Raw genomic sequence first — 19479 nt, forward strand, 5'->3', positions numbered from 1 at the left:
GGTAGAAACAGTCCGGAATACCGTCCTGCATACCGCGACATGGCCTGAAATCAAAACAGGTCTATCGAAGGGCGGGAAATCATGAGCCAGACTATTGCCAAAACGGCCAGAAATGCGGGGATCCCACATGCAAACCAAAGCCGGAACAATATGAAATACGAACGCGGCAGAGCAGTATCGCGATCTGCCGCCTCTTGCGCGAGGTTCCGCATCTTTATCTGCATCCAGACGACCGGCAGCCAGAAGACCCCGGTCAAGACATACAGCAATAGTGACAGCAGCACCCACCCTTCGACCAGTGACCAGCCCAATCTGAAGGCGAGCAAGCCACCTGAAATTGGCTGCAAAACAACGGCGGTTGTGGTGAACAGCATATCGGCCAGCACCACGATTGCCGCCGTCTGGGCAATGAAACGCGGGTCGCGTGACCGATGGGCCATCAGCATGAAGAATGCGATTCCGGCCCCGGTTCCCAACAAGACGCAGGCCCCGATCACATGAAACCAGCGCAAGATCAGATCCGGGTCCATCATCGGCTTTTCACCATTGGCAGTGCGACCAGCGACAACATGATCGCGGGAATGACTTTAACAAGCGGTCCAAGCGGGTCGAGCCACAAAGCAGGAACCATAAATGAGGCCGCCAACAGGTAAAAGATCGACACACCGAGCTGAGCCATGCAGGCGCGTTCTGCCCAGGGACGCCAAAGGATCGCAAGCCCCAGAAAGATATCGACACATGACCAGAACAGCACACTGACCACAGCGGCACCACTGGTCCAGCCTGCGACGGTTAGGACTTGTGTGGCTTGCGGCAGGCTCAGCAATCCGAAAACACCTGAGAGAACCCAGAAAAGGCTGAGCACCGCAACCGTCAACGGCATCAGCAACGACATCCGTGCAGCCAACCTGTGTTCGCGGGAACAGGCCATGCTGCGATAAATCTCGGGCATCGAACCCATGGATTCGCCTGTCACCCTGCGAAAAGGGGCCGGGTCGCCAAGAACTCCGGTAGCCATGACTGTCATTGCGTTGCTGCGAAGGGGCGAACGCCACCCCAAGCGCCCAAGTTGATCGGCGCAACCGGCGGCGAACTTAGCAACCACAGCCGGTGCCGTTATCCGAACACGTGCCTTAGGGAACCCCATCCAACGGCGGGTTTCGTCCAGAACCTCGGACAGCGAATGAGCCTGATCCTCGACCAGATCATAGGTTCCCTGTGGCAACGTCTCATCAACGGCCGCCGCCACGGCGCTGCTCAAATCGGCCAGTCCAACACATTGAACCAGCGTCTGCGGAAAGGCGATCGGTTGCACAAGCGGAATTGCGGCCAGCATGCGCAACAAGGTCGTTCCACCATAGTCAGTCTGCCCGATCACAAGGCCCGGCCTTAGAATCCACAGCGGCACACCACTGGCCTGCAAGGCGGCATCCCCGGAGGCTTTGGTGCGCATAAATTCCGTGTCGGCCTCTGGGCTGCTTCCGGTTGCAGAAATCTGTATCACGGCAATGCCGCGCGCGGCGCAGGCCTGCCCGAGGGCGGCAATCGCAGTGTGATGCACCGCCTCGAGATCGTCCTTTGGTCCGTCCTGCAACGCCCCGGCGCAGTTCACGATACAATCAAAACCTGACAGAATTTCCCGCCAATCGTGTGGGTGCGTGAGCTGGCGCAAATCTCCCTGAGCCAAAGACATCCCAGGCAGGATTTTCTCACCCAGGTTTGTATCGCGCACAAGGCCGCATACATTGGCACCTCGATCCGAAAGAGACCGCATCATCGCCGCGCCGATAAACCCATAAGCGCCTAGAACAAGTATATTTTTCCCAGAACCTTGCATCGGGCACCTTACCTGCTGAAGTTGCGCCCCAACCTAGCGGGTCGAGCGGCAGCCGTCTGCGGCACCGGGCAAACTGCGACAATTCCGACCGCTAGGGGTGAAACAGTGAACCGACGAAATAGGCGATTGCGGCAGCGGCCCCACCAATCAGCAGCGTTTCGATCCCTGACCGCCACCACGGAGCCAGCGACCAGCGGCTTTTGAGGGCACCAATGGCAAAGAAAACACCCATCGTCATCCAGGCCGAAGCAGCAAATGCCCGGTCCACCGAAAACAGAAACGGCAAAAGCGGAACCATGCCGGCCACAAGAAAGGCAAAAAACGTCGCCACCGCAGCTTTGCGCGGATGCGGATCGACGCTGCCCAGGCCATATTCTCCCTCGATCATCAGGTCGATCCAGTTGTCATGGTTTTCCGTGATCGCATCGGTGGCTTCGTCCAGCACACGGCCCGACAGTCCTTTCTGGGCTAAAATCTCGCGCACCTCGTTCCGTTCACCATCGGGATAAAGATGTATATGACGCTCCTCGATCGCGCGAATGCGCCGGATGTTATCCAGTTCAGCCTTGGTGCCCGAGTAGTTACCCGCCGCCATCGAAAACCCGTCAGCCAGCACATTGGCCAGCCCCAGCGCGATGATGATGAACGGTGACAGCCCCGCCCCGGCAACGCCCGCAACGATGGCAAAAGTGGTGACTGATCCATCGATCCCGCCGTAAACCACATCACGCAAAACGCCACGCCCCGGCGGCGCGTTGATACGTGCCGCGATTTCTTGCTGGCTGTGTCCATGGTCTGTCATGGGTGCCTCCTGCTTTGTTATGATGCGCGGCTGGCAGGAACGCTTTGTCTCAGGTCAAGTTTTCGAAAACAGCCCCGCCAGCGCACGCTTGATCATCGACCGGGTCGAGGGCTTGTGACGGTCCGAGAACGGTAAAGGACGGCAGACCTCCATGGCGGCCACGCCGACGCGCGCGCTAAGCGCCCCGTTAACCAGGCCTTCGCCAAACCGCCGCGACAGTTTGCTTAGGACAGAGCCGCCCAGCACCGGTTCCAGCAAGTCGTCGCCCATAGCCACGGCGCCGGTTGCAACCAGATGCACAAAGACCGCCCGGGTCAGGCGCCAACTGCCCAGAAAACCGGCCCGCCCACCATAGATCTCGGCAACGCGGCGGATCATCCGCAGCGAAGCGGCCAAAGCCGTCGCCACATCCGCAAGAGCCAAAGGAACCAGAGCGGTCACCGTCGCGACCTGACGCGCGGCGGCCTCGACTTCTCGACTGGCCGCGGCATCCAAAGGGGCCAGCAGCTCATTCTCGGCCAGAGCCATCAGATCCGAGGCATCGAAAGGCTCGGCGATACGTTCGGCCAGCCTATCGCGGCCCCATCGAACGTCCTCGCGCCCGTTGTAAAATGCCAACAACCGGTTGGTTACGGCGCGGGCTTGCGTCAGATCCGCCTCTGCCAACGCGGTGTCTGCGGCGCGACGGATGCCATCCACACGCGAAAGCCGCCCGATCGCAGCAAGTTCCCGCAAAGCGATGATCAGGGCAACCAGCAGCAACGCGCCAATCAGACCAGTTACGACCCATCCCAAAACCGGCGCGCGTAACAGCAAAGCGGTCACAAAATCCCATGCCGCCACCGAGACAACCGCGCCGATGACCGCTGCCGCCAGCCCCCAGAACCAGCGTGACAGGGCCGACGGTTTCCGTGCAGCCAGACGCGCGGCGGCCTGCATCGCCTTCCCCTGTGGTTCGCCCGCATCCGGAACGGGCGGTGCCAAAGCGACATCCGCAACAGGTTCCTCGGGATCAAGATCGATCAGAACCGGACCCTTAGCCATCAGCAGCCCTTTCTCTGTTCCAGACAAATTTGATGTCCGGCAGGTTTTCGTCATTATCGGCCCCGTCACCGCGGGCAATCTCGGCAAATCCGTTGCGCTCGTAGAATCTTCGCGCGCCATAGTTGGCCTGAAAGGCGAACAGGGACAGCTTTTGTCGGCCAGATTTTGCCTGATCCAACAGGCGCTGCCCGATCCCCTGATTGCGCGCTGACGCACGCAGGTAAAGCGAGTGGACCTCTGAACCATTCAATGCCAGAAAACCAACTACACCATCCTCGTTTTCAGCAACGGTGATCCAGTCGCGATCAATCATCACGCCGCAAAAGGCGATGGTTTCGGCACAGGAATGCAGCTCTGGCATCCACTCATTTTCACAAGCAAAACCATGCAGGATTTTCCCCGTCGCGCCAGCATCGGTGCTGCGCGCAGGGCGGAGCGTTACGGTCATAGCCGGTCTCCGATCAGGAACTGGGCCGCGCGATCAAGCCGGATATGGGGCGGGCCGTCACCCGATCGCAGGGTCAGGTTCGCAGGCGCAAAACTCATGAACCCATAGTCTTCGCCCAGCCAGCTTTCTGCTCCGCTGCGGGCTGCCCCCAACAAATGAGCCGGGTCTTCGGGCAACTCACCGGGGTAGAAGGCCGCCTGCTTGCCATCAAGCAAAGTGCCCCGCACGCAGGCAAGCGGCACTCCTTCATGGGTTCGCATCTCTTCGGTTGTTGCCCGCAAAGCCGCCAGTGACACAGCCGAGGTCTCGGCCCCGGCAAAACTGGCGCGGTCACGGGCGTCGCGTGTCAACGCCTCCATGATGCTGGTCAGACGTGGATGCTGCAGGTGGTGCAAATGATCGGCCTTGGTGGCGGCAAATAAAATGCGCTCGACCCGTTTGCCCAGAAGATACTGGCTGAGCCACGCGTTGCGCCCCGGACGGAAGGCCGACAGAATATCTCCCATCGCCCGGCGCATATCCTCAACCGCTTTCGGCCCTTTGTGAATCGCACCCAGCGCGTCGACCAGAACAACCTGTCGATCGATCCGGGCAAAATGTTCGCGAAAGAACGGTTTGACCACGCGCAATTTATAGGCTTCGTAGCGCCGTGCCATTTCGCGGTGCAGGCTGTTACGGGTGGCGACCCCTTCGACTGGCAGCGGCGCGAAGGTCAGAACCGGTGATCCCGCCAGATCACCCGGCAACAGGAACCGTCCCGGCGTACAATCGTAAAACCCGGCATCGCGCGCCGTGTTCAGATAGCCCGAGAACGCCTGCGCCAAAGATTGCGCCACCGGCTCATCATGTTTTGCCTCTGGCGCGACCGCTTTGGCCTGCGCCAGAAAATCTTGTGCCTCGGCCCGCTCTGTGATGCGGTTCAGCGTTTCGGTTGACCAGTCGTCATAGGATTTGTCCAACAGGGCCAAGTCCAGCAACCATTCGCCCGGATAATCCACAATATCCAGATGCACGGTTCGCGGCCCCTTCAGGCCAGACAGCAGACCGGCAGGGCGAACCTTGAACGACAGGCGCAACTCGGACACGGCGCGGGTGCTTTCGGGCCAATGCGGATTTGGCCCGGTCAGCGCAGCAAGGTGGTTTTCATAGTCGAACCGGGGCACGGTATCATCCGGCTGCGGCTGAAGGTAAGCTGCGTTGATCCGTCCCTCATGCTGCGCAACAAGGCCCGGCATTCGCCCACGGTCCAGCAGGTTTGCAACAAGCGAGGTGATGAACACCGTTTTGCCCGAGCGCGCCAACCCGGTGACACCAAGGCGGATGACCGGCTCGAACAGAGCTTCGGAAACGCTGTCGCCCACGGATTCCATGCCGCGCACAAGACTGTCTGCCATAGATGAGATGACCAAGCCGTCGCCCCGCTTTTATCGTTTCGCTCAAGATAGGTAGCCACCGCCCGACATGCCAGCGCTTTCCGGCCCCTTGCCCGCCGTCGCGCAGCACGGTACCAGCAGCCCATGCCCAGATACGCGTTGAAAGTCGAATATCACGGAAAGCCGTTTGCCGGGTGGCAAAGGCAGAAAGGTCAGCCCTCGGTTCAGGGGGCGATCGAAGAGGCATTGTCGCGGATACAACCGGGGGATCACACGATCGCTGCGGCGGGTCGCACCGATGCCGGTGTCCACGCGCTGGGACAGGTCGCCCATTGCGATCTGATCAAGGAATGGGACCCTTTCCGACTGTCCGAAGCGTTGAACTATCACCTCAAGCCGCAACCAGTGGCCATCGTGAAAGCCGCACGGGTGGACGATGACTGGCATGCGCGGTTCTCGGCGCTTGAACGGCAATATCTGTTTCGCATCCTGATGCGCCGCGCGCCTGCAACCCATGACGCGGGGCAGGTTTGGCAAGTCAGTCACCCGTTGGATATTGATGCGATGCAGGCCGCGGCGGACATGCTGATCGGACGGCATGATTTCACCACGTTCCGGTCCACGATCTGTCAGGCGGCCAGCCCGGTCAAAACGCTGGATGAGTTGCGGGTGGAACAGGTGCAGGGCTTTTCAGGCCCCGAGGTTCATTTCCATGTCCGGGCACGGTCGTTCCTGCACAATCAGGTGCGCAGCTTTGTCGGCACTCTGGAACGTGTCGGCGCCGGGTCCTGGACGCCCGAAGATGTGCGAGAGGCCCTGCAAGCTGAGAATCGCGCCGCCTGCGGGCCGGTTTGTCCGCCGCAGGGGTTGTATCTTGCGCGGGTCGGCTATCCGAACCCAGTGTTCGACTAAAGCGCGCGCAGTAAAAGGCCACCAGCTATCACCGCAATCAGCAACCCGGCGACCAGTTCGATGGTTGGGGCCAGCACTTGCGCAAACCGCGTCGCTGAGACCGAGGCCAGCATCCCCCCGCGCAGACCGAAAGAGGTCCACCCTACCAGAGTGGTGACAGTCGCAGTGCCCAGCGCCATGCAGAACGCCCCGGCGATGCCAACGATGGCGATGCCCATCTGCCAGGTCAGGATCAACACAAACAGCGCCCCGGTACAGGGGCGTGCGGCGATTCCAGCGATCAGCAACGCCGCCTCGCGCAGGCTACCGACCTGCGCCACCTCATCCGCAGACGGACCATGCCGGTGGCCGCAATCCGAACAGGTTTCGTGATCGTGGTGATGATGATTTGCGCCGTGATCCCGGCTGCGTTTGGCAAAGCTCCGCAAGGCGCGAAACACTAGCCAAAGCCCGATCGCAGTGATCGCCCCATAGCTGACTGGGGCCATGATTTGCTCCGTTGTGTCGACCAGTCTTTCCCGAGACATCTGGAACACCAGCACACCGGCATAGACCAGAACAATCGCGGTTACGGCCTGTCCAAGGCTGGACAACACACTGATCGCTGAAAGCCGCCAGAACGCCACACGCCGGCCAAGCCCATAGCCACCGATCAGGACTTTGCCATGCCCAGGACCGATGGCGTGGAAGAACCCGTAAGCGAAGCACACCGTCAACAAAGTCATGACCGCCTGAGGTTGTTCGGCGCGGGCAGCGCGCAGGGACCGCGCAATCTGGTTCTGAAATGCACGCTGTTCACTGGCAGCCCATGCCGCAAGTTGGTCAAACCCGCCGCTGAACCAGAACCAGAGCAGAACTCCGACCGCCAGAACAAACGGGACAATCAGGTATTTGGACATGAAATTCGGATCTCGGTTGCAAAGTTTTCGCCCACCATCGGGATGTCATTTTCCTCAAGGTCGTAATTGGCATCCAGCGTCAGCAGAAACGCCTGCATTTGGGCAAGCTGTCCGTCGACATCCGGCTCGACGCGGTCAATCTGGCAGGTCTTACTCCCCGAAACCGTCACCGGGCGCGTCAGGTCATATGCGGTGTAATATGTCTCATCAAACGCCTTGGCCGATAAGGCGGTGGCCGGTACAGGCCCCCCTTCGACACTGCGCAGATGCGAGGTCACGATGCGCCCGTCCTCCATCAATGCTTTCGGCTCCAGTGGGCCAGAAAGCGGCAATACCTCAGCCTCGGACCAGACGACCAGATCGCCGTTATAGCCTTGATCCCACTGCGCATCGAACCCGGACAGGAAATCCTGTTCGCTTTCACTTAGAAGACCGTCGCCATCCTGATCCAGCTTCATGTCTTCGAGGACAAGCAATGAGTAGAACTCGTCATAGGCCCAGGTCACACGGACATGGGTCAGCTGCCCGGAATCGTCCACAATGAATTCCAGCCCCGTGTCGATAAAGACATGCGGGTGCGTCATCGCCGGGATCGGCAAACAGCAGGTCACTAGGGTCACAAGCCAGCGCATGGGCGAAAGATAGGGTGTCGGCCTGCGCCCGGCAATCCCATTTGGGCCGGGCGCGCAGAAGCTGGCCGATGGCTCAGGCAGGTGGGAACAACACAAGGGTCTGCAGGGCTGTTCCAACCGGCCCTTCGGTGTCATACAAAACCGATTGCGACATGCCGATACCCGAGGGCTGCCAATGGCAGACAGACTCGGAGGCCAGCCAATCCGAGACCGGCTCGCGGTGCACCTGAACCGTCAGATCCGTATTCATGAACCCCATCTCGGTTGTGGGGGCATTCCACGAAATGCCATTGCCGCAATCTGCCAGTGGACACAGCGCCTGAATCGGAGATTGCACCTCGTCCCCAAGCAGCGGAGGTGTGCGCATCCAGATCGTTTTGGGACCGACACCCTGATTTCCACCCCTGGGATAGAGCACATCGGAATAGGTCGCGAACCCCGGAAGATCGTGCCGAATTTCGCCGATGGGAAATGGGCCGTCCACCGAGTCCGCCAGTTGCGGAGATGAGAGAGCGACATTGGGAACCGGGCCAAGGTCGCGGCGGGCAAGGTGCATAGTTGTGGCTACGGCACATAAAGTGTTGTCCAGATCGTGCACAGTAACCCGAGTGGTCGCCAGCGTTCTGGTGTGCCGCGTCGTCTCGGCCGCAACCCGCAACCCGGACAGGGGCAGCGGGCGCAGCAGATCGACCGTCAGCCGGGTCAGCATCTTGTCCGGACCAATTTCAGATTCCGCGGCGCGCACGATCAGACCGCTGACCGGACCAGCATGGCAATGTTCGGCAGACCACGGACCCCGCGCCGGGTCATTGCCGACAAAAACCCCATCCGCGCGTAGTCTGAAATAGGGCAACCTGGACATATCAGATTTCAAGACCACCTGGGACCTCAGACCTTTTCCTGTGTATGCTTTTTCAGTTCGGTCCGTGCGACCTGACGACGATGCACCGCGTCCGGCCCATCGGCCAACCGCAGGGTTCGTACATGCGTCCACGCGGTCGCCAGCGGCGTGTCCTGACTTACCCCTTGCCCGCCATACATCTGCACCGCCTCATCAATCACTTTCAATGCAACCCGCGGTGCCACGACCTTGATCTGGCTGATCCACGGGGCCGCCGCGCGCGCATCGCCCTGATCCATGTACCAAGCAGCCTTGAGGCAAAGTAGCCGGGCCATTTCGATCTCCATCCGGCATTCGGCTATGATATCGAAATTCGCCCCAAGCTGCGCCAGCTTCTTGCCAAATGCTTCGCGTTGCAGCGAACGTTTGCACATCTGCTCCAGGGCCATCTCTGCTTGCCCAATAGCGCGCATACAGTGGTGAATACGTCCCGGCCCCAATCGACCCTGAGCGATCTCGAACCCGCGCCCTTCGCCCAGCAGGATATTCTCGGCAGGCACCCGGACATTGGTAAAGCGAATATGCATATGCCCGTGCGGCGCATCATCATGGCCATAGACTTCCATCGGGCGCAGCACTTCGATCCCCGGTGTGCCCGCCGGCACCACGATCATCGACTGGCGTTTGTGAACAGGCAGGTCATCACCGCCAGTCCGGACCATGACGATATAGACCTTGCACCGCGGATCACCGGCGCCTGAGGCCCACCATTTCTCGCCATTCAGAACGTAGGAATCGCCGTCCAGCACACAGGACATCGAAACATTGGTGGCATCAGACGAGGCGACATCCGGTTCGGTCATCAGATAGGCCGAACGGATTTGCCCATCGAGCAGCGGCTTGAGCCACTCTTGCTTCATCTTTTCGGACCCGTACCGCTCGAATACTTCCATGTTGCCCGTATCTGGGGCCGAACAGTTGAAGATTTCGGCACCCAGCGGGGTCTTTCCCATTTCTTCAGCAAAAAAGGCGTATTCCACAGTTGTCAAACCCAGCCCTTTTTCACTGTCGGTCAGCCAGAAGTTCCACAATCCCGCCGCCTTGGCCTTGGCCTTCAACCCTTCAAGGATATCCGCCTGCCGGTCGGTATATTGCCAGCGGTCACCTTTGTTGATTTCAGCATGGAACTCTTCTTCCAGCGGCATGACTTCATTTCGGATCATCTCTGTTACGCGGGTCAGCAGTTCGCGGTTTTCCTCGCGCAGGCCGAATGACATGTTCATGAGTTTTCTCCTCCGCCCCGACACGCGGGCATTACCTTTGGGCCGAGAATGACTTAGCCACCGTCATGATGTCCAGTTGGGTGACGGGACGTCACCCAACCCTATATGAGATTAAACGAGTGCAGTAACCGGAGACTGGCGACCGTATAGCCGTCAATAACCTGCGTCGCGCGCGGGTGTAGCAACCCATTAGGGTGTGAAAATCCAGTTACCATTGGCATCCTGGCACCTGCGGGTTCTGATCTCACGGGTCTGCTCGGCACTCGGAGGTCGGATAAAATGCTGCAGATGCACGCAATTATCGCGGACCTCGCGCACACGGACGGTGCCCTTGGCCCCGGTCTCGGTGCTGATCCATTCACTTTCGGCACCAACCTGCGGCAAACCACTGCCCAGCATGGTGTCTGTGGTTGCACTCAGCAATGTGAAATCATCCGGGCTCAACCCCGACTCTGCGATGATGCGAGACAGCGGTTTCGCGCTGCCGGCAACACCAATGCTCAGCACCAGAACACCTGCAACTAATAGTGATCCCCAAATTCTCATACCGCCTCGCAATTCTGCAACCAATTTACATTCAAGGATATACCCGGGAAGGCACAGGGCCAAGCCCTAGTCTGCAACCTTCAAATTATCCCGAAGAAACCTATTGCAACTCTGACGCTAGGCCATGCCGAGCGTCCCTCGCATAGTGCACGAAACACGAACCAGAGGCATTTGATGGCACACCCGACTTATTATGCGCCCCATGGCGGACACCCCGGACAGGACACCCTGTTAACAGATCGCGCCATGTTCACCGAGGCCTATGCCGTTATACCCAAGGGTACGATGCGCGACATCGTCACCAGCTATTTGCCCTTCTGGGAAAACACCCGCCTGTGGGTTTTGGCACGCCCCCTTAGCGGGTTCGCCGAAACCTTTTCGCAATACATCATGGAGGTCCAACCCGGTGGCGGTAGCGATACGCCCGAAACGGACCCCGCAGCGCAGGCGGTGTTGTTCGTTGTCGAAGGGGCGGTCACATTGACGCTTGAGGGAAGTGTTCACGTTTTGGAAACTGGTGGATATGCCTATATCCCCGCTGGTTCCAAATGGGCGTTGCGCAACCATACGGAGCAGCCAGCGCGGTTTCATTGGGTTCGAAAGGCTTATGAGGCAGTGCCCGGCCTGCCCAAGCCGGACCCGATCATCACCAATGAACAAGAGGTCGCCCCGATCGAAATGCCGGGCACCGAGGGTCGCTGGGCCACAACACGTTTCGCGGATCCGCAAGACCTGCGCCACGATATGCATGTCAACATCGTGACTTTTGAACCCGGCGGCGTGATCCCATTTGCCGAAACCCACGTCATGGAACACGGGCTGTATGTGCTGGAAGGCAAAGCCGTTTACCGGCTGAATCAGGACTGGGTCGAGGTCGAAGCCGGAGACTTTATGTGGCTGCGCGCCTTTTGCCCTCAGGCGTGCTATGCGGGCGGTCCCGGGCGGTTCCGGTATCTGCTGTACAAAGATGTGAACCGCCAGATGCCTCTTTCACCAGGCGGGCGCTAGGATAAATTCGGCCTTGGCGGAACTGGGCAAGCGCGGTAATCTGGTGGAATAACAAACGGTTTTAGTTCAGGAGATTGTACGATGGCACTGCGCAATGTAACGCTGGCACTGGCGGCTGCAATCGGCCTGACGGCCCTGGATGTGACCCCTGCAACCGCCAAAGAGACGAATACCGTCAACGTCATGAGCCGCACCTGGGCCATTACCCAGGTTTCGGAAGCTCCGGTCGTATACCGTGCCACACGTGATAACAACAATCTCAACCCATTCGGCCCCCCGCCCCGGCTGCGCACTATTCAGGCCATCGCGGCTATTCAGCAGGCTACCGGGTGCAAGCCGATTGTGGCCAGCATGTACCAGAACATCTCGGGCCAGTTCTTTTCACAGGTCAGCTGTAACTGATCCGGACAGGAAACTGGCATTGAGGTTAATTCAAGCCCCTGCCATAGCTTGCGCATGAAACTCGCAATTAACGGATTCGGCCGCATCGGCCGCACGATTTTGCGGCAGCTTCTGGCCATGCCGCTCGGTCACGACATCGAACTGGTGCTGATCAACGACATCGCACCGCTAGAGACCTGCGCCTATCTGTTCAAGTACGACAGCACTTTTGGGCCCTATCCGGGCAAAGTGGAACAGGGAACTGCGCAACTGGTTGTCGATGGGCACGCTATTCCTGTTACACACAGCCCCAACCTCAGCCGGGTTGATCTGTCCGGTGTAGATGTCCTGATGGACTGCACCGGCGTTGCCCGGACATCGGATGTTGCCAGTCAGGGCCTGACCGCAGGGGCAAGGAAAGTACTGATTTCCGGCCCATCGCCTGCGACCGAGGCCACAATCGTTCTGGGTGCAAATGAGGATCAGCTGGGCAATGCGCGGATCGTGTCAAATGCCTCTTGCACCACCAACGGGCTGGCTCCGCTGGTCAAGGTTCTGGACGGGATCGCTGGTGTCGCGTCGGGCCATATGACCACCATCCACTGCTACACCAACAGCCAGCCGATGATCGACGCTCCGCGTGGTGATCTGGCACGGTCACGCGCCGGAGCGCTGTCGATGGTCCCGACCACCACCAGCGCTATGCACCTGATAGACGAAGTCCTGCCCCATCTGGCCGGGCGCATCTCGGGCGCGGCGGTCAGGGTGCCTACGGCAAGCGTTTCCGCGGTTGATCTGATTGTGACGCTGAAGCGCGGCCTGAGCGCCTGCGATTTTGAAACCGCCCTGCGTGCAGCCGTTGCAGAGTCTCCCGTTCTGGGTTGGACGGATGAGCCGCTGGTGTCGTCCGATTTGCGGACGCGGCCGGAATCTCTGATCATCGCAGGGCCAGAAACCCGGCAGATCGGCGAAACTCAGGTTCGTGTTTTTGGCTGGTATGACAATGAATGGGGGTTTTCAGCCCGCATGCTGGATGTCGCTCGTATGATGGCCGACACATAGGCGGATCGCGACCTAACGCGATCCGCCGATTTGCATTTGGTTACTTGCCGGGAAGGCTGCCTGACCCGTGCCCCGACATGCCGCCCGAAACTTCTTCGGTTGCCTCATCGGCCAACTCATCCGGCAGGATCAGGTTCAGCACGATGGCGATCAGAGCCGCAGGCAGCAGCCCGCTTTTCATCAGGATGCCCAGAGTATCGGGCAAGTGTTGCACCGCACCCGGCTCGAGCTGGAGGCCGAACCCGATTGACAGCGCGATGGCAAAGATCACCATGTTGCGCCGATTCCAATCCACATCGGACAACATCGAAACACCCGCCGCGACAACCATCCCGAACATGACGATGACGCCACCGCCCAGTACTTCGATCGGAACGGTGCGAATGATAGCCCCAACCTTGGGCACCAGGCCGCACAGGATCAGAAACAAGGCGCCGATGGTGACGACATTTCGGCTCATGACGCCGGTCATTGCGATCAGCCCGACATTCTGGCTGAACGACGTGTTGGGTAAGCCGCCGAACACGCCCGCCAGGGCCGAACCGAAGCCGTCAGCATAGGTTGCACCGGTGATTTCCTTGTCCGTGGCTTCGCGCCCGGCTCCGCCTTTGGTCACACCCGACACATCCCCCACCGTCTCAACTGCCGAAACAAAGGCCATCAGACAGAACCCGATTATGGCGGCGAATGAGAACTCGAACCCATACTTGAAGGGCACAGGCAGGGCGAAAGTTGCAGCGCGGCTCCAGCTTGTTCCGATTGCCTCAAAAGTGATCATGCCAACCATCAGGGCATAGACATACCCAACCGCAAGACCAATCAGAACGGCAGAAACCGAAAGCATTCCGCGCGTAAAGAACTTCAGCCCCAGCGTTACCACAACCACGACCAAAGCAGCCGACCAGTTCAGCGCCGAGCCGTATTCAGGCGTTCCAATGGCCGGAACCCCTCCGGCGGCGTATTGAATGCCGACCTTGACCAACGCCAGACCAATCATCGTCACCACAAGGCCTGTGACCAGAGGTGGCAAGGCAAAACGGATTTTGCCAATCACCGTGCCCAGCAGGGCATGGAACACCCCACCGATAATGACACCGCCAAACAATGCGGCCAGACCATCGACGCCTTTGCCAGCAACCAACGGGATCATGATCGGCAGAAAGGCAAAGCTAGTGCCCTGAACAATAGGCAAAGCCGCTCCTACCGGACCAATCGTCACCGTTTGGAGCAAGGTCGCGACGCCGGCAAACAGCATCGACATCTGGATCAAGTACAGCAGTTCGGGAAAATCGGGGGAGTTCGAACCGAACCCGAACCCGGCGGCCCCTGCAACTATGATCGCAGGCGTCACGTTCGAAACGAACATCGCCAGAACATGTTGAATGCCCAGCGGAACTGCCTTGTGCAGCGCCGGGGTATAATTTGGATCCCGAAGTTGTTCGGGTGTCCCTATTGAAGTGTCAGCCATGAGTTACTGTCCTCTCTGTCAGATTCACGGGGGTCTTACCGCTTATGCTGCGGCTTCATTTGGCTACGACACCACCTGATAAGGGGTATCGAACCAGTATTCTTCCAGGTTGGGCCCATCGCCGATCCGATCAACAACGGCGAACAATCCAGGGCCATGCAACGGTGTCAAAACGCCGTGCCAAGTCCCACGATGATAATTCACCGCCTGACCGGGCCGGGTGACAAAGGCACACGGCTCGCCCGGCTGCCCGTCAACATCTGGTGCTACAACGACCAGAAAGGGTTGATGGGTCATGGGAACAAAGGCCTGACTGCCATCAGGATGCCGTTCAACCATATCCAAATGGTACGGCAGGGTTCGGGGGTTGGCGTTAAACAGGCTGATCCCGGCGCGGCCGCCCGCGAAATCAAGGGCCGCCCGGTCGTGAAAACGCCCGCACTGGCCCTGGTTGATGATCTTGTCCGGGTCGCCCGATGCCTCGATCACATCTCCGAACGGGGCAAAAGCGTCAGGCGTTAAAGGAACAGTCCGGATCTGTTTCATGAAGGCAACACATCCCTCAGGCGGAATTCTGCTATACGCTCGACCTGTCGGCAGGCCTCGGCGAATTCTGTGTCCCGGTCCTGATCTATCCGCCGCTGAAACGCCTGCTGGATAGAGGCTTTGTCATGATCGCGCACAGCAATAATGAAGGGAAATCCGAACTTGTCGGTATAGCGCCTATTCAGATCGGTGAAGGCATCGCGTTCGGCATCCGTCAACGCATCCAGCCCCGCCGAGGATTGTTCCGCCGTGCTTTCCTGCGTCAGTCGCTTGGCCTGTGCCAGCTTGCCTGCCAGATCCGGGTGCGCGGTCAGCACGCCCAGCCGCTCCTCTTCCGAGGCCGAACGGAACATGCGCGTCAGTGCGTTATGCAACCCGCCGGCAGTATCGTGAGCCGCGCCGAGTTCCAGCCCATGGGCGCGCTCTGCAATCCAAGCCGAATGTTCGAAGATCCCGCCATAAGCGGCAACGAAAGCGTCCCGCGCCATTTCTGACGGCTTTGGACCTGATACAGGCGGGTGCTGCGCTGCCCAATGCTGGGCGATCTCCAGACGGGTCGCGAACCAGACATCCGAGTGCCCACGCGCATAATCCAGAAACCGTTTCAGCGCCATGACCCGACCTGGACGACCGATCAGGCGGCAATGCAGACCGATCGACAACATCTTGGGCGCACCGGCTTCACCCTCGGAATAAAGCGCGTCGAAACTGTCTTTGAGATAGGAATAAAACTGATCGCCCGAATTGAAACCTTGCGGCGTTGCAAAGCGCATATCGTTACAATCGAGAGTATATGGTACGATCAACTGGTCCCGGCCAGAGGCCTGCATCCAATAGGGCAGATCATCCGCATAGGTGTCCGCCACATAGGCAAAGCCCCCCTCTTCTGCCACCAGACGCACGGTGTTCTCGGAACACCGGCCGGTATACCAACCATAGGGACGTTCCCCCACGACCTCGGTATGCAGGCGGATGGCCTCTTCTATTTGAGCGCGCTCTTCCGCTTCAGACATATCCTTATGTTCGACCCATTTCAGGCCGTGACTTGCGATCTCCCAACCTGCGTCTTTCATGGCGGCAACCTGATCGGGCGACCGTGCCAGCGCCGAAGCAACACCGTAAACGGTTATGGGCAAGTCCTGCATCAAGCGGTGCAGACGCCAGAACCCTGCCCGCGACCCGTATTCATAGATCGATTCCATGTTCCAATGACGCTGGTCTGGCCATTGCGCTGCGCCGACAATCTCGGACAGAAAGGCCTCAGACGCGGCATCACCGTGAAGCACGCAGTTCTCGCCACCCTCTTCGTAGTTCAGCACAATCTGAACGGCCAGATTTGCTCCGCCAGGCCACTGGGCGTTTGGCGGGTTGGCTCCGTATCCGATCATGTCACGGGGATAGCGAGGAGGCTGCATGAATGTTCCGTCTCAGTTGTGTTACACTACCTACGCTTTACCGCAGAATTGGAAGCAGTATTATCAAATCAATCCGAACGCTGTTTCCTTTTCTTTCGGCATTCCCAAAGTCTCGGGTTTCGCCCCAGACTGCGTCAAACAATACTCGATTGCAGTTTGCGGTTTTCAACAGCCACTCGTTGCGGTGATTGGAATATGAGGAGAAACGCGTGGCAGGATACCTGACAACCCATGTTCTGGACACCGCCAAAGGCTGTCCCGCAGAGGGGCTGAAAATTGCTCTGTACGCGATTACCCAGGACGGACGCCACAAACTGGCTGAGATGCTGACCAATGCAGACGGGCGAACAGACAGCCCAATACTACCGCAAGCAAACTTTGAAACCGGGGAATACGAGCTTGTTTTCAGTGCGGGTGACTATCTGCGCGCCTCTGGCCAGGCGGATGACGAACCGCTGTTCCTGGATGAGATTCCAATCAGGTTTGGTATGTCTGAAGCAGACGCCCACTATCATGTGCCGCTCTTGCTTTCGCCATACAGCTACTCCACGTATCGTGGCAGCTAACTGACCGGGCGAACCTTCCGCCCGTCGATCGCCCCTGCCGGGCCTCCTCCTGTTGAGCCGGGCGCCGCACCCGTTGGGCGCGGCGCGGATAGTGACGGTTACAGCCCTTCGAGAAAATTTACGCGCGGCCGGGAGCCTTTGCTAACCGTTGATGTCCGAGTTTTGCACAACCTTGCCAATTCGCGCGATCATGAAATCCATGAACAAACGCGCCTTGGGATCCTGGTGACGTCGATGGGTATAGAGACACGCCATCTGAACAGAGACAGGAGGTGTCTCCTTCGCAACCACCACCAGACGTCCTGCCTTGAGATGTTCCGCTGCCTCAAACACAGGTTTCATCGCGATCCCCTGCCCTGACAACGCCCAATCGGTCAAAACATCTCCGTCATCGCATTCAAACCGGCCCGACACGGCATAACGTCTTGGCCCGTCTGGAGTTTCCAGCATCCACTGAAACTCTGCAGCGCCGGGATACCGCAGGTTAAGACACTCGTGCTTGTCGGACACAAGATCGGCTCCGTTTTGCGGCATCCCCCTGCGTTTTACATAGTCCGGTGCGGCACACAGAACCCGCGCGCAATCCGCGATCTTGCGAATACGCAGGGTGCTGTCCTCGGGCTGACCAATGAAAAAGGCCAGATCCAATCCTTCGGTCGTCAGGTCCACTGACCTGTCGGTCAGGCGCAATCGCACATCAATTTCGGGGTATTCCGAGAGAAAATCCGGCACATGTGGGGCTAATAACCTGCGCCCGACGCCCAAAGGCGCGGCTACGAACAGTGACCCGCGGGGGGCTTCGGTCAGGTGAACAACCTGCGCCTCGGCTTCATCTACGGCATCCAGGACCGCAACCGCTCCAGGGTAAAACGCACGTCCCTGCTCGGTCGGGCTGAGGTTACGTGTAGTCCTCTGAAACAGACGCACGCCCAAATGATCCTCAAGCTGTGATATTCGCGCCGAAGTCACCGCCGGTGAAACACGCAAATCCCTCCCGGCAGCAGACATGCTGCCCAGATCATAGACACGAACGAAGGTGCGAATATTGTCGAGATAGGACATCTTATCGTTTTTTTTGATACAGTTTGACAATATACGGGAATACCGAAGAAAAGCCAGTTTGCCTAGGGTGACTATAACCTACTGGAGAGAACTCTCATGTTTGAATTCGCCGTGTTCTGGGATTGGATGGCATTTGCTGTGCGCTGGCTGCACGTAATCACTGCTATCGCCTGGATCGGATCATCCTTTTACTTCATCGCTCTGGACCTTGGCCTGAATCGGGATATCCCCGGCCCCGCCGACGGGGAAGAATGGCAGGTACATGGCGGCGGCTTTTACCATATTCAGAAATACCTCGTCGCACCCGAGCGGATGCCGGATCATCTGACCTGGTTCAAATGGGAAAGCTATGCCACCTGGCTTAGCGGAGCTGCGCTGTTGATGATCGTCTACTGGGTTGGTGGAGAGCTTTATCTGATTGATGCACAAAAGGCCGATCTGGCGCTGTGGCAGGGCATTCTGATCTCGGCTGCCTCGTTGACTATGGGCTGGCTGATCTACGACTTCCTGTGCAAATCCGGTCTGGGTGAGCGCCCAACATTACTGATGGTGCTGCTGTTTGTCCTGCTGGTGGTGATGGGCTGGGGGTACAACCAGATATTCACCGGGCGCGCGATGATGCTGCATCTGGGCGCATTCACCGCGACGATCATGACAGCGAACGTATTCTTCATCATCATGCCGAACCAGCGCATCGTCGTAGACGACCTTAAGAATGGCCGCACCCCGGACCCGAAATACGGCAAGATCGCCAAGTTGCGTTCGACTCATAACAACTATCTGACCTTGCCAGTGGTTTTCCTGATGCTTTCGAACCACTACCCGCTGGCCTTTGCCACCCAATACAACTGGATCATTGCGGCGCTGGTATTTCTGATGGGTGTCACAATCCGTCACTACTTCAATACACGCCACGCTCGCGCCGGTGATCCGACCTGGACCTGGCTGGTGACCGCTCTGCTATTCATCGCCATCATGTGGCTGTCCACCGCGCCTATGTACAAACCTCTGGAGGAGGCCGAGGCGCAGCCGCTCACCGCATTTGAACAGAAATACGCATCAGCAGACGGGTTCGAACAGGCACATGATGTCGTTCTGGGGCGCTGTTCCATGTGCCATGCGCGCGAACCGGTTTGGGACGGCATCCTGTGGGCGCCAAAGGGCATTCTTCTGGAAACCCAAGGTGACATCGCCCGCAATGCGAAACAGATTTACCTGCAGGCCGGTGTCAGTCACGCGATGCCACCCGCAAATGTCACCTATATGGAACCGGAAGATCGCGCGGCGATCATTCGCTGGTTCCGCAATGCTGGCCTTTGAACTGGCACTGAGCCATCACTTGTTCCGCTAATTT

General features: G+C 58.8%; 21 protein-coding genes. 6 read left to right on the forward strand and 15 right to left on the reverse strand.

Annotated elements, in window-relative coordinates:
* Window positions 1–50 precede the first annotated feature (50 nt).
* The 6 genes from AC2FH9_RS03150 to AC2FH9_RS03175 form a co-directional block, all read right to left on the reverse strand.
* Window positions 51–530 carry a DUF2269 family protein gene (locus AC2FH9_RS03150; protein ID WP_282022407.1) on the reverse strand — a complete coding sequence of 160 codons (480 nt, stop codon included), beginning with the start codon at window positions 528–530 and terminating at the stop codon, window positions 51–53.
* Window positions 530–1837, reverse strand: a complete 1308-nt coding sequence (locus AC2FH9_RS03155) for an SDR family oxidoreductase (RefSeq protein ID WP_496870738.1) — start codon at window positions 1835–1837, stop codon at window positions 530–532. Before AC2FH9_RS03155 ends, AC2FH9_RS03150 begins: the two co-directional genes overlap by 1 nt.
* 91 nt (window positions 1838–1928) lie before the next feature.
* On the reverse strand, window positions 1929–2639 hold the full coding sequence (locus tag AC2FH9_RS03160; protein ID WP_281973820.1) for a VIT1/CCC1 transporter family protein: 711 nt from the start codon (window positions 2637–2639) through the stop codon (window positions 1929–1931).
* Window positions 2640–2693: 54 nt separating this feature from the next.
* Complete coding sequence (locus AC2FH9_RS03165; RefSeq protein ID WP_496787517.1) at window positions 2694–3683, reverse strand: YcjF family protein; 990 nt, start codon at window positions 3681–3683, stop codon at window positions 2694–2696.
* Window positions 3676–4131: a GNAT family N-acetyltransferase gene (locus tag AC2FH9_RS03170; RefSeq protein ID WP_496870739.1), complete on the reverse strand. Its 456-nt coding sequence runs from the start codon at window positions 4129–4131 to the stop codon at window positions 3676–3678. Before AC2FH9_RS03170 ends, AC2FH9_RS03165 begins: the two co-directional genes overlap by 8 nt.
* Window positions 4128–5540, reverse strand: a complete 1413-nt coding sequence (locus tag AC2FH9_RS03175) for a YcjX family GTP-binding protein (protein ID WP_496870740.1) — start codon at window positions 5538–5540, stop codon at window positions 4128–4130. Before AC2FH9_RS03175 ends, AC2FH9_RS03170 begins: the two co-directional genes overlap by 4 nt.
* Window positions 5541–5648: 108 nt before the next feature.
* On the opposite strand from AC2FH9_RS03175, the gene truA reads away from it, so the two are divergent.
* Window positions 5649–6416 carry a tRNA pseudouridine(38-40) synthase TruA gene (gene truA / locus AC2FH9_RS03180; protein WP_496870743.1) on the forward strand — a complete coding sequence of 256 codons (768 nt, stop codon included), beginning with the start codon at window positions 5649–5651 and terminating at the stop codon, window positions 6414–6416.
* Here truA and AC2FH9_RS03185 read toward each other — a convergent pair.
* The 5 genes from AC2FH9_RS03185 to AC2FH9_RS03205 all read right to left on the reverse strand — a co-directional run bounded on the left by AC2FH9_RS03185 (window position 6413) and on the right by AC2FH9_RS03205 (window position 10617).
* Window positions 6413–7315 carry a nickel/cobalt transporter gene (locus AC2FH9_RS03185; RefSeq protein WP_496870745.1) on the reverse strand — a complete coding sequence of 301 codons (903 nt, stop codon included), beginning with the start codon at window positions 7313–7315 and terminating at the stop codon, window positions 6413–6415. The genes truA and AC2FH9_RS03185 overlap by 4 nt on opposite strands.
* Window positions 7300–7947: a DUF1007 family protein gene (locus tag AC2FH9_RS03190; protein ID WP_281996060.1), complete on the reverse strand. Its 648-nt coding sequence runs from the start codon at window positions 7945–7947 to the stop codon at window positions 7300–7302. The genes AC2FH9_RS03185 and AC2FH9_RS03190 overlap by 16 nt, the downstream gene beginning before the upstream one ends.
* A gap of 73 nt (window positions 7948–8020) precedes the next feature.
* Window positions 8021–8809 carry a thioesterase family protein gene (locus tag AC2FH9_RS03195; protein WP_496870747.1) on the reverse strand — a complete coding sequence of 263 codons (789 nt, stop codon included), beginning with the start codon at window positions 8807–8809 and terminating at the stop codon, window positions 8021–8023.
* 26 nt (window positions 8810–8835) lie between these two features.
* The gene (locus AC2FH9_RS03200) at window positions 8836–10071 is read right to left on the reverse strand and encodes an acyl-CoA dehydrogenase family protein (protein WP_496690484.1); all 1236 of its coding nucleotides are present in this window, start codon (window positions 10069–10071) and stop codon (window positions 8836–8838) included.
* A 189-nt stretch (window positions 10072–10260) separates the two neighbouring features.
* The gene (locus AC2FH9_RS03205; RefSeq protein ID WP_496701077.1) at window positions 10261–10617 is read right to left on the reverse strand and encodes a hypothetical protein; all 357 of its coding nucleotides are present in this window, start codon (window positions 10615–10617) and stop codon (window positions 10261–10263) included.
* A 174-nt stretch (window positions 10618–10791) separates the two neighbouring features.
* On the opposite strand from AC2FH9_RS03205, the gene AC2FH9_RS03210 reads away from it, so the two are divergent.
* The 3 genes from AC2FH9_RS03210 to AC2FH9_RS03220 all read left to right on the forward strand — a co-directional run bounded on the left by AC2FH9_RS03210 (window position 10792) and on the right by AC2FH9_RS03220 (window position 13068).
* Window positions 10792–11625: a bifunctional allantoicase/(S)-ureidoglycine aminohydrolase gene (locus tag AC2FH9_RS03210; RefSeq protein WP_496692319.1), complete on the forward strand. Its 834-nt coding sequence runs from the start codon at window positions 10792–10794 to the stop codon at window positions 11623–11625.
* A gap of 81 nt (window positions 11626–11706) precedes the next feature.
* Window positions 11707–12027 carry a hypothetical protein gene (locus AC2FH9_RS03215; RefSeq protein WP_142640120.1) on the forward strand — a complete coding sequence of 107 codons (321 nt, stop codon included), beginning with the start codon at window positions 11707–11709 and terminating at the stop codon, window positions 12025–12027.
* Window positions 12028–12081: 54 nt separating this feature from the next.
* The gene (locus tag AC2FH9_RS03220) at window positions 12082–13068 is read left to right on the forward strand and encodes a type I glyceraldehyde-3-phosphate dehydrogenase (protein ID WP_496714317.1); all 987 of its coding nucleotides are present in this window, start codon (window positions 12082–12084) and stop codon (window positions 13066–13068) included.
* Between the two features lie 40 nt (window positions 13069–13108).
* On the opposite strand, the gene AC2FH9_RS03225 is transcribed toward AC2FH9_RS03220, so the two are convergent.
* The 3 genes from AC2FH9_RS03225 to puuE form a co-directional block, all read right to left on the reverse strand.
* Window positions 13109–14536 (reverse strand): nucleobase:cation symporter-2 family protein, encoded by a 1428-nt coding sequence (locus tag AC2FH9_RS03225; RefSeq protein ID WP_142640116.1) that lies wholly within the window; start codon window positions 14534–14536, stop codon window positions 13109–13111.
* 63 nt (window positions 14537–14599) lie between these two features.
* The gene (locus AC2FH9_RS03230; protein WP_496870750.1) at window positions 14600–15082 is read right to left on the reverse strand and encodes an ureidoglycolate lyase; all 483 of its coding nucleotides are present in this window, start codon (window positions 15080–15082) and stop codon (window positions 14600–14602) included.
* Window positions 15079–16497: an allantoinase PuuE gene (gene puuE, locus AC2FH9_RS03235; RefSeq protein ID WP_496692316.1), complete on the reverse strand. Its 1419-nt coding sequence runs from the start codon at window positions 16495–16497 to the stop codon at window positions 15079–15081. The genes AC2FH9_RS03230 and puuE overlap by 4 nt, the downstream gene beginning before the upstream one ends.
* 209 nt (window positions 16498–16706) lie before the next feature.
* On the opposite strand from puuE, the gene uraH reads away from it, so the two are divergent.
* Entirely contained in the window at window positions 16707–17063 is a 357-nt protein-coding gene (uraH, locus tag AC2FH9_RS03240) for a hydroxyisourate hydrolase (RefSeq protein ID WP_142640109.1), read from the forward strand.
* Between the two features lie 141 nt (window positions 17064–17204).
* On the opposite strand, the gene AC2FH9_RS03245 is transcribed toward uraH, so the two are convergent.
* Window positions 17205–18125 (reverse strand): LysR family transcriptional regulator, encoded by a 921-nt coding sequence (locus AC2FH9_RS03245; RefSeq protein WP_281973831.1) that lies wholly within the window; start codon window positions 18123–18125, stop codon window positions 17205–17207.
* A gap of 96 nt (window positions 18126–18221) precedes the next feature.
* On the opposite strand from AC2FH9_RS03245, the gene AC2FH9_RS03250 reads away from it, so the two are divergent.
* On the forward strand, window positions 18222–19445 hold the full coding sequence (locus AC2FH9_RS03250) for a urate hydroxylase PuuD (protein ID WP_496749193.1): 1224 nt from the start codon (window positions 18222–18224) through the stop codon (window positions 19443–19445).
* Window positions 19446–19479: the final 34 nt, after the last annotated feature.

Source organism: Ruegeria sp. CDSC081 (genome assembly GCF_059610485.1).

What these genes read in the sequence shown, in the direction of transcription:
- AC2FH9_RS03225 (WP_142640116.1), bottom strand. Translation starts at nt 14,536, where the DNA reads ATGGCTGACACTTCAATAGGGACACCCGAACAACTTCGGGATCCAAAT.
- AC2FH9_RS03185 (WP_496870745.1), bottom strand. Translation starts at nt 7,315, where the DNA reads ATGTCCAAATACCTGATTGTCCCGTTTGTTCTGGCGGTCGGAGTTCTG.
- AC2FH9_RS03200 (WP_496690484.1), bottom strand. Translation starts at nt 10,071, where the DNA reads ATGAACATGTCATTCGGCCTGCGCGAGGAAAACCGCGAACTGCTGACC.
- AC2FH9_RS03245 (WP_281973831.1), bottom strand. Translation starts at nt 18,125, where the DNA reads ATGTCCTATCTCGACAATATTCGCACCTTCGTTCGTGTCTATGATCTG.
- AC2FH9_RS03205 (WP_496701077.1), bottom strand. Translation starts at nt 10,617, where the DNA reads ATGAGAATTTGGGGATCACTATTAGTTGCAGGTGTTCTGGTGCTGAGC.
- puuE (WP_496692316.1), bottom strand. Translation starts at nt 16,497, where the DNA reads ATGCAGCCTCCTCGCTATCCCCGTGACATGATCGGATACGGAGCCAAC.
- AC2FH9_RS03215 (WP_142640120.1), top strand. Translation starts at nt 11,707, where the DNA reads ATGGCACTGCGCAATGTAACGCTGGCACTGGCGGCTGCAATCGGCCTG.
- AC2FH9_RS03210 (WP_496692319.1), top strand. Translation starts at nt 10,792, where the DNA reads ATGGCACACCCGACTTATTATGCGCCCCATGGCGGACACCCCGGACAG.
- AC2FH9_RS03165 (WP_496787517.1), bottom strand. Translation starts at nt 3,683, where the DNA reads ATGGCTAAGGGTCCGGTTCTGATCGATCTTGATCCCGAGGAACCTGTT.
- AC2FH9_RS03155 (WP_496870738.1), bottom strand. Translation starts at nt 1,837, where the DNA reads ATGCAAGGTTCTGGGAAAAATATACTTGTTCTAGGCGCTTATGGGTTT.
- AC2FH9_RS03190 (WP_281996060.1), bottom strand. Translation starts at nt 7,947, where the DNA reads ATGCGCTGGCTTGTGACCCTAGTGACCTGCTGTTTGCCGATCCCGGCG.
- AC2FH9_RS03230 (WP_496870750.1), bottom strand. Translation starts at nt 15,082, where the DNA reads ATGAAACAGATCCGGACTGTTCCTTTAACGCCTGACGCTTTTGCCCCG.
- AC2FH9_RS03250 (WP_496749193.1), top strand. Translation starts at nt 18,222, where the DNA reads ATGTTTGAATTCGCCGTGTTCTGGGATTGGATGGCATTTGCTGTGCGC.
- truA (WP_496870743.1), top strand. Translation starts at nt 5,649, where the DNA reads ATGCCCAGATACGCGTTGAAAGTCGAATATCACGGAAAGCCGTTTGCC.
- AC2FH9_RS03170 (WP_496870739.1), bottom strand. Translation starts at nt 4,131, where the DNA reads ATGACCGTAACGCTCCGCCCTGCGCGCAGCACCGATGCTGGCGCGACG.
- AC2FH9_RS03160 (WP_281973820.1), bottom strand. Translation starts at nt 2,639, where the DNA reads ATGACAGACCATGGACACAGCCAGCAAGAAATCGCGGCACGTATCAAC.
- AC2FH9_RS03220 (WP_496714317.1), top strand. Translation starts at nt 12,082, where the DNA reads ATGAAACTCGCAATTAACGGATTCGGCCGCATCGGCCGCACGATTTTG.
- AC2FH9_RS03150 (WP_282022407.1), bottom strand. Translation starts at nt 530, where the DNA reads ATGGACCCGGATCTGATCTTGCGCTGGTTTCATGTGATCGGGGCCTGC.
- AC2FH9_RS03195 (WP_496870747.1), bottom strand. Translation starts at nt 8,809, where the DNA reads ATGTCCAGGTTGCCCTATTTCAGACTACGCGCGGATGGGGTTTTTGTC.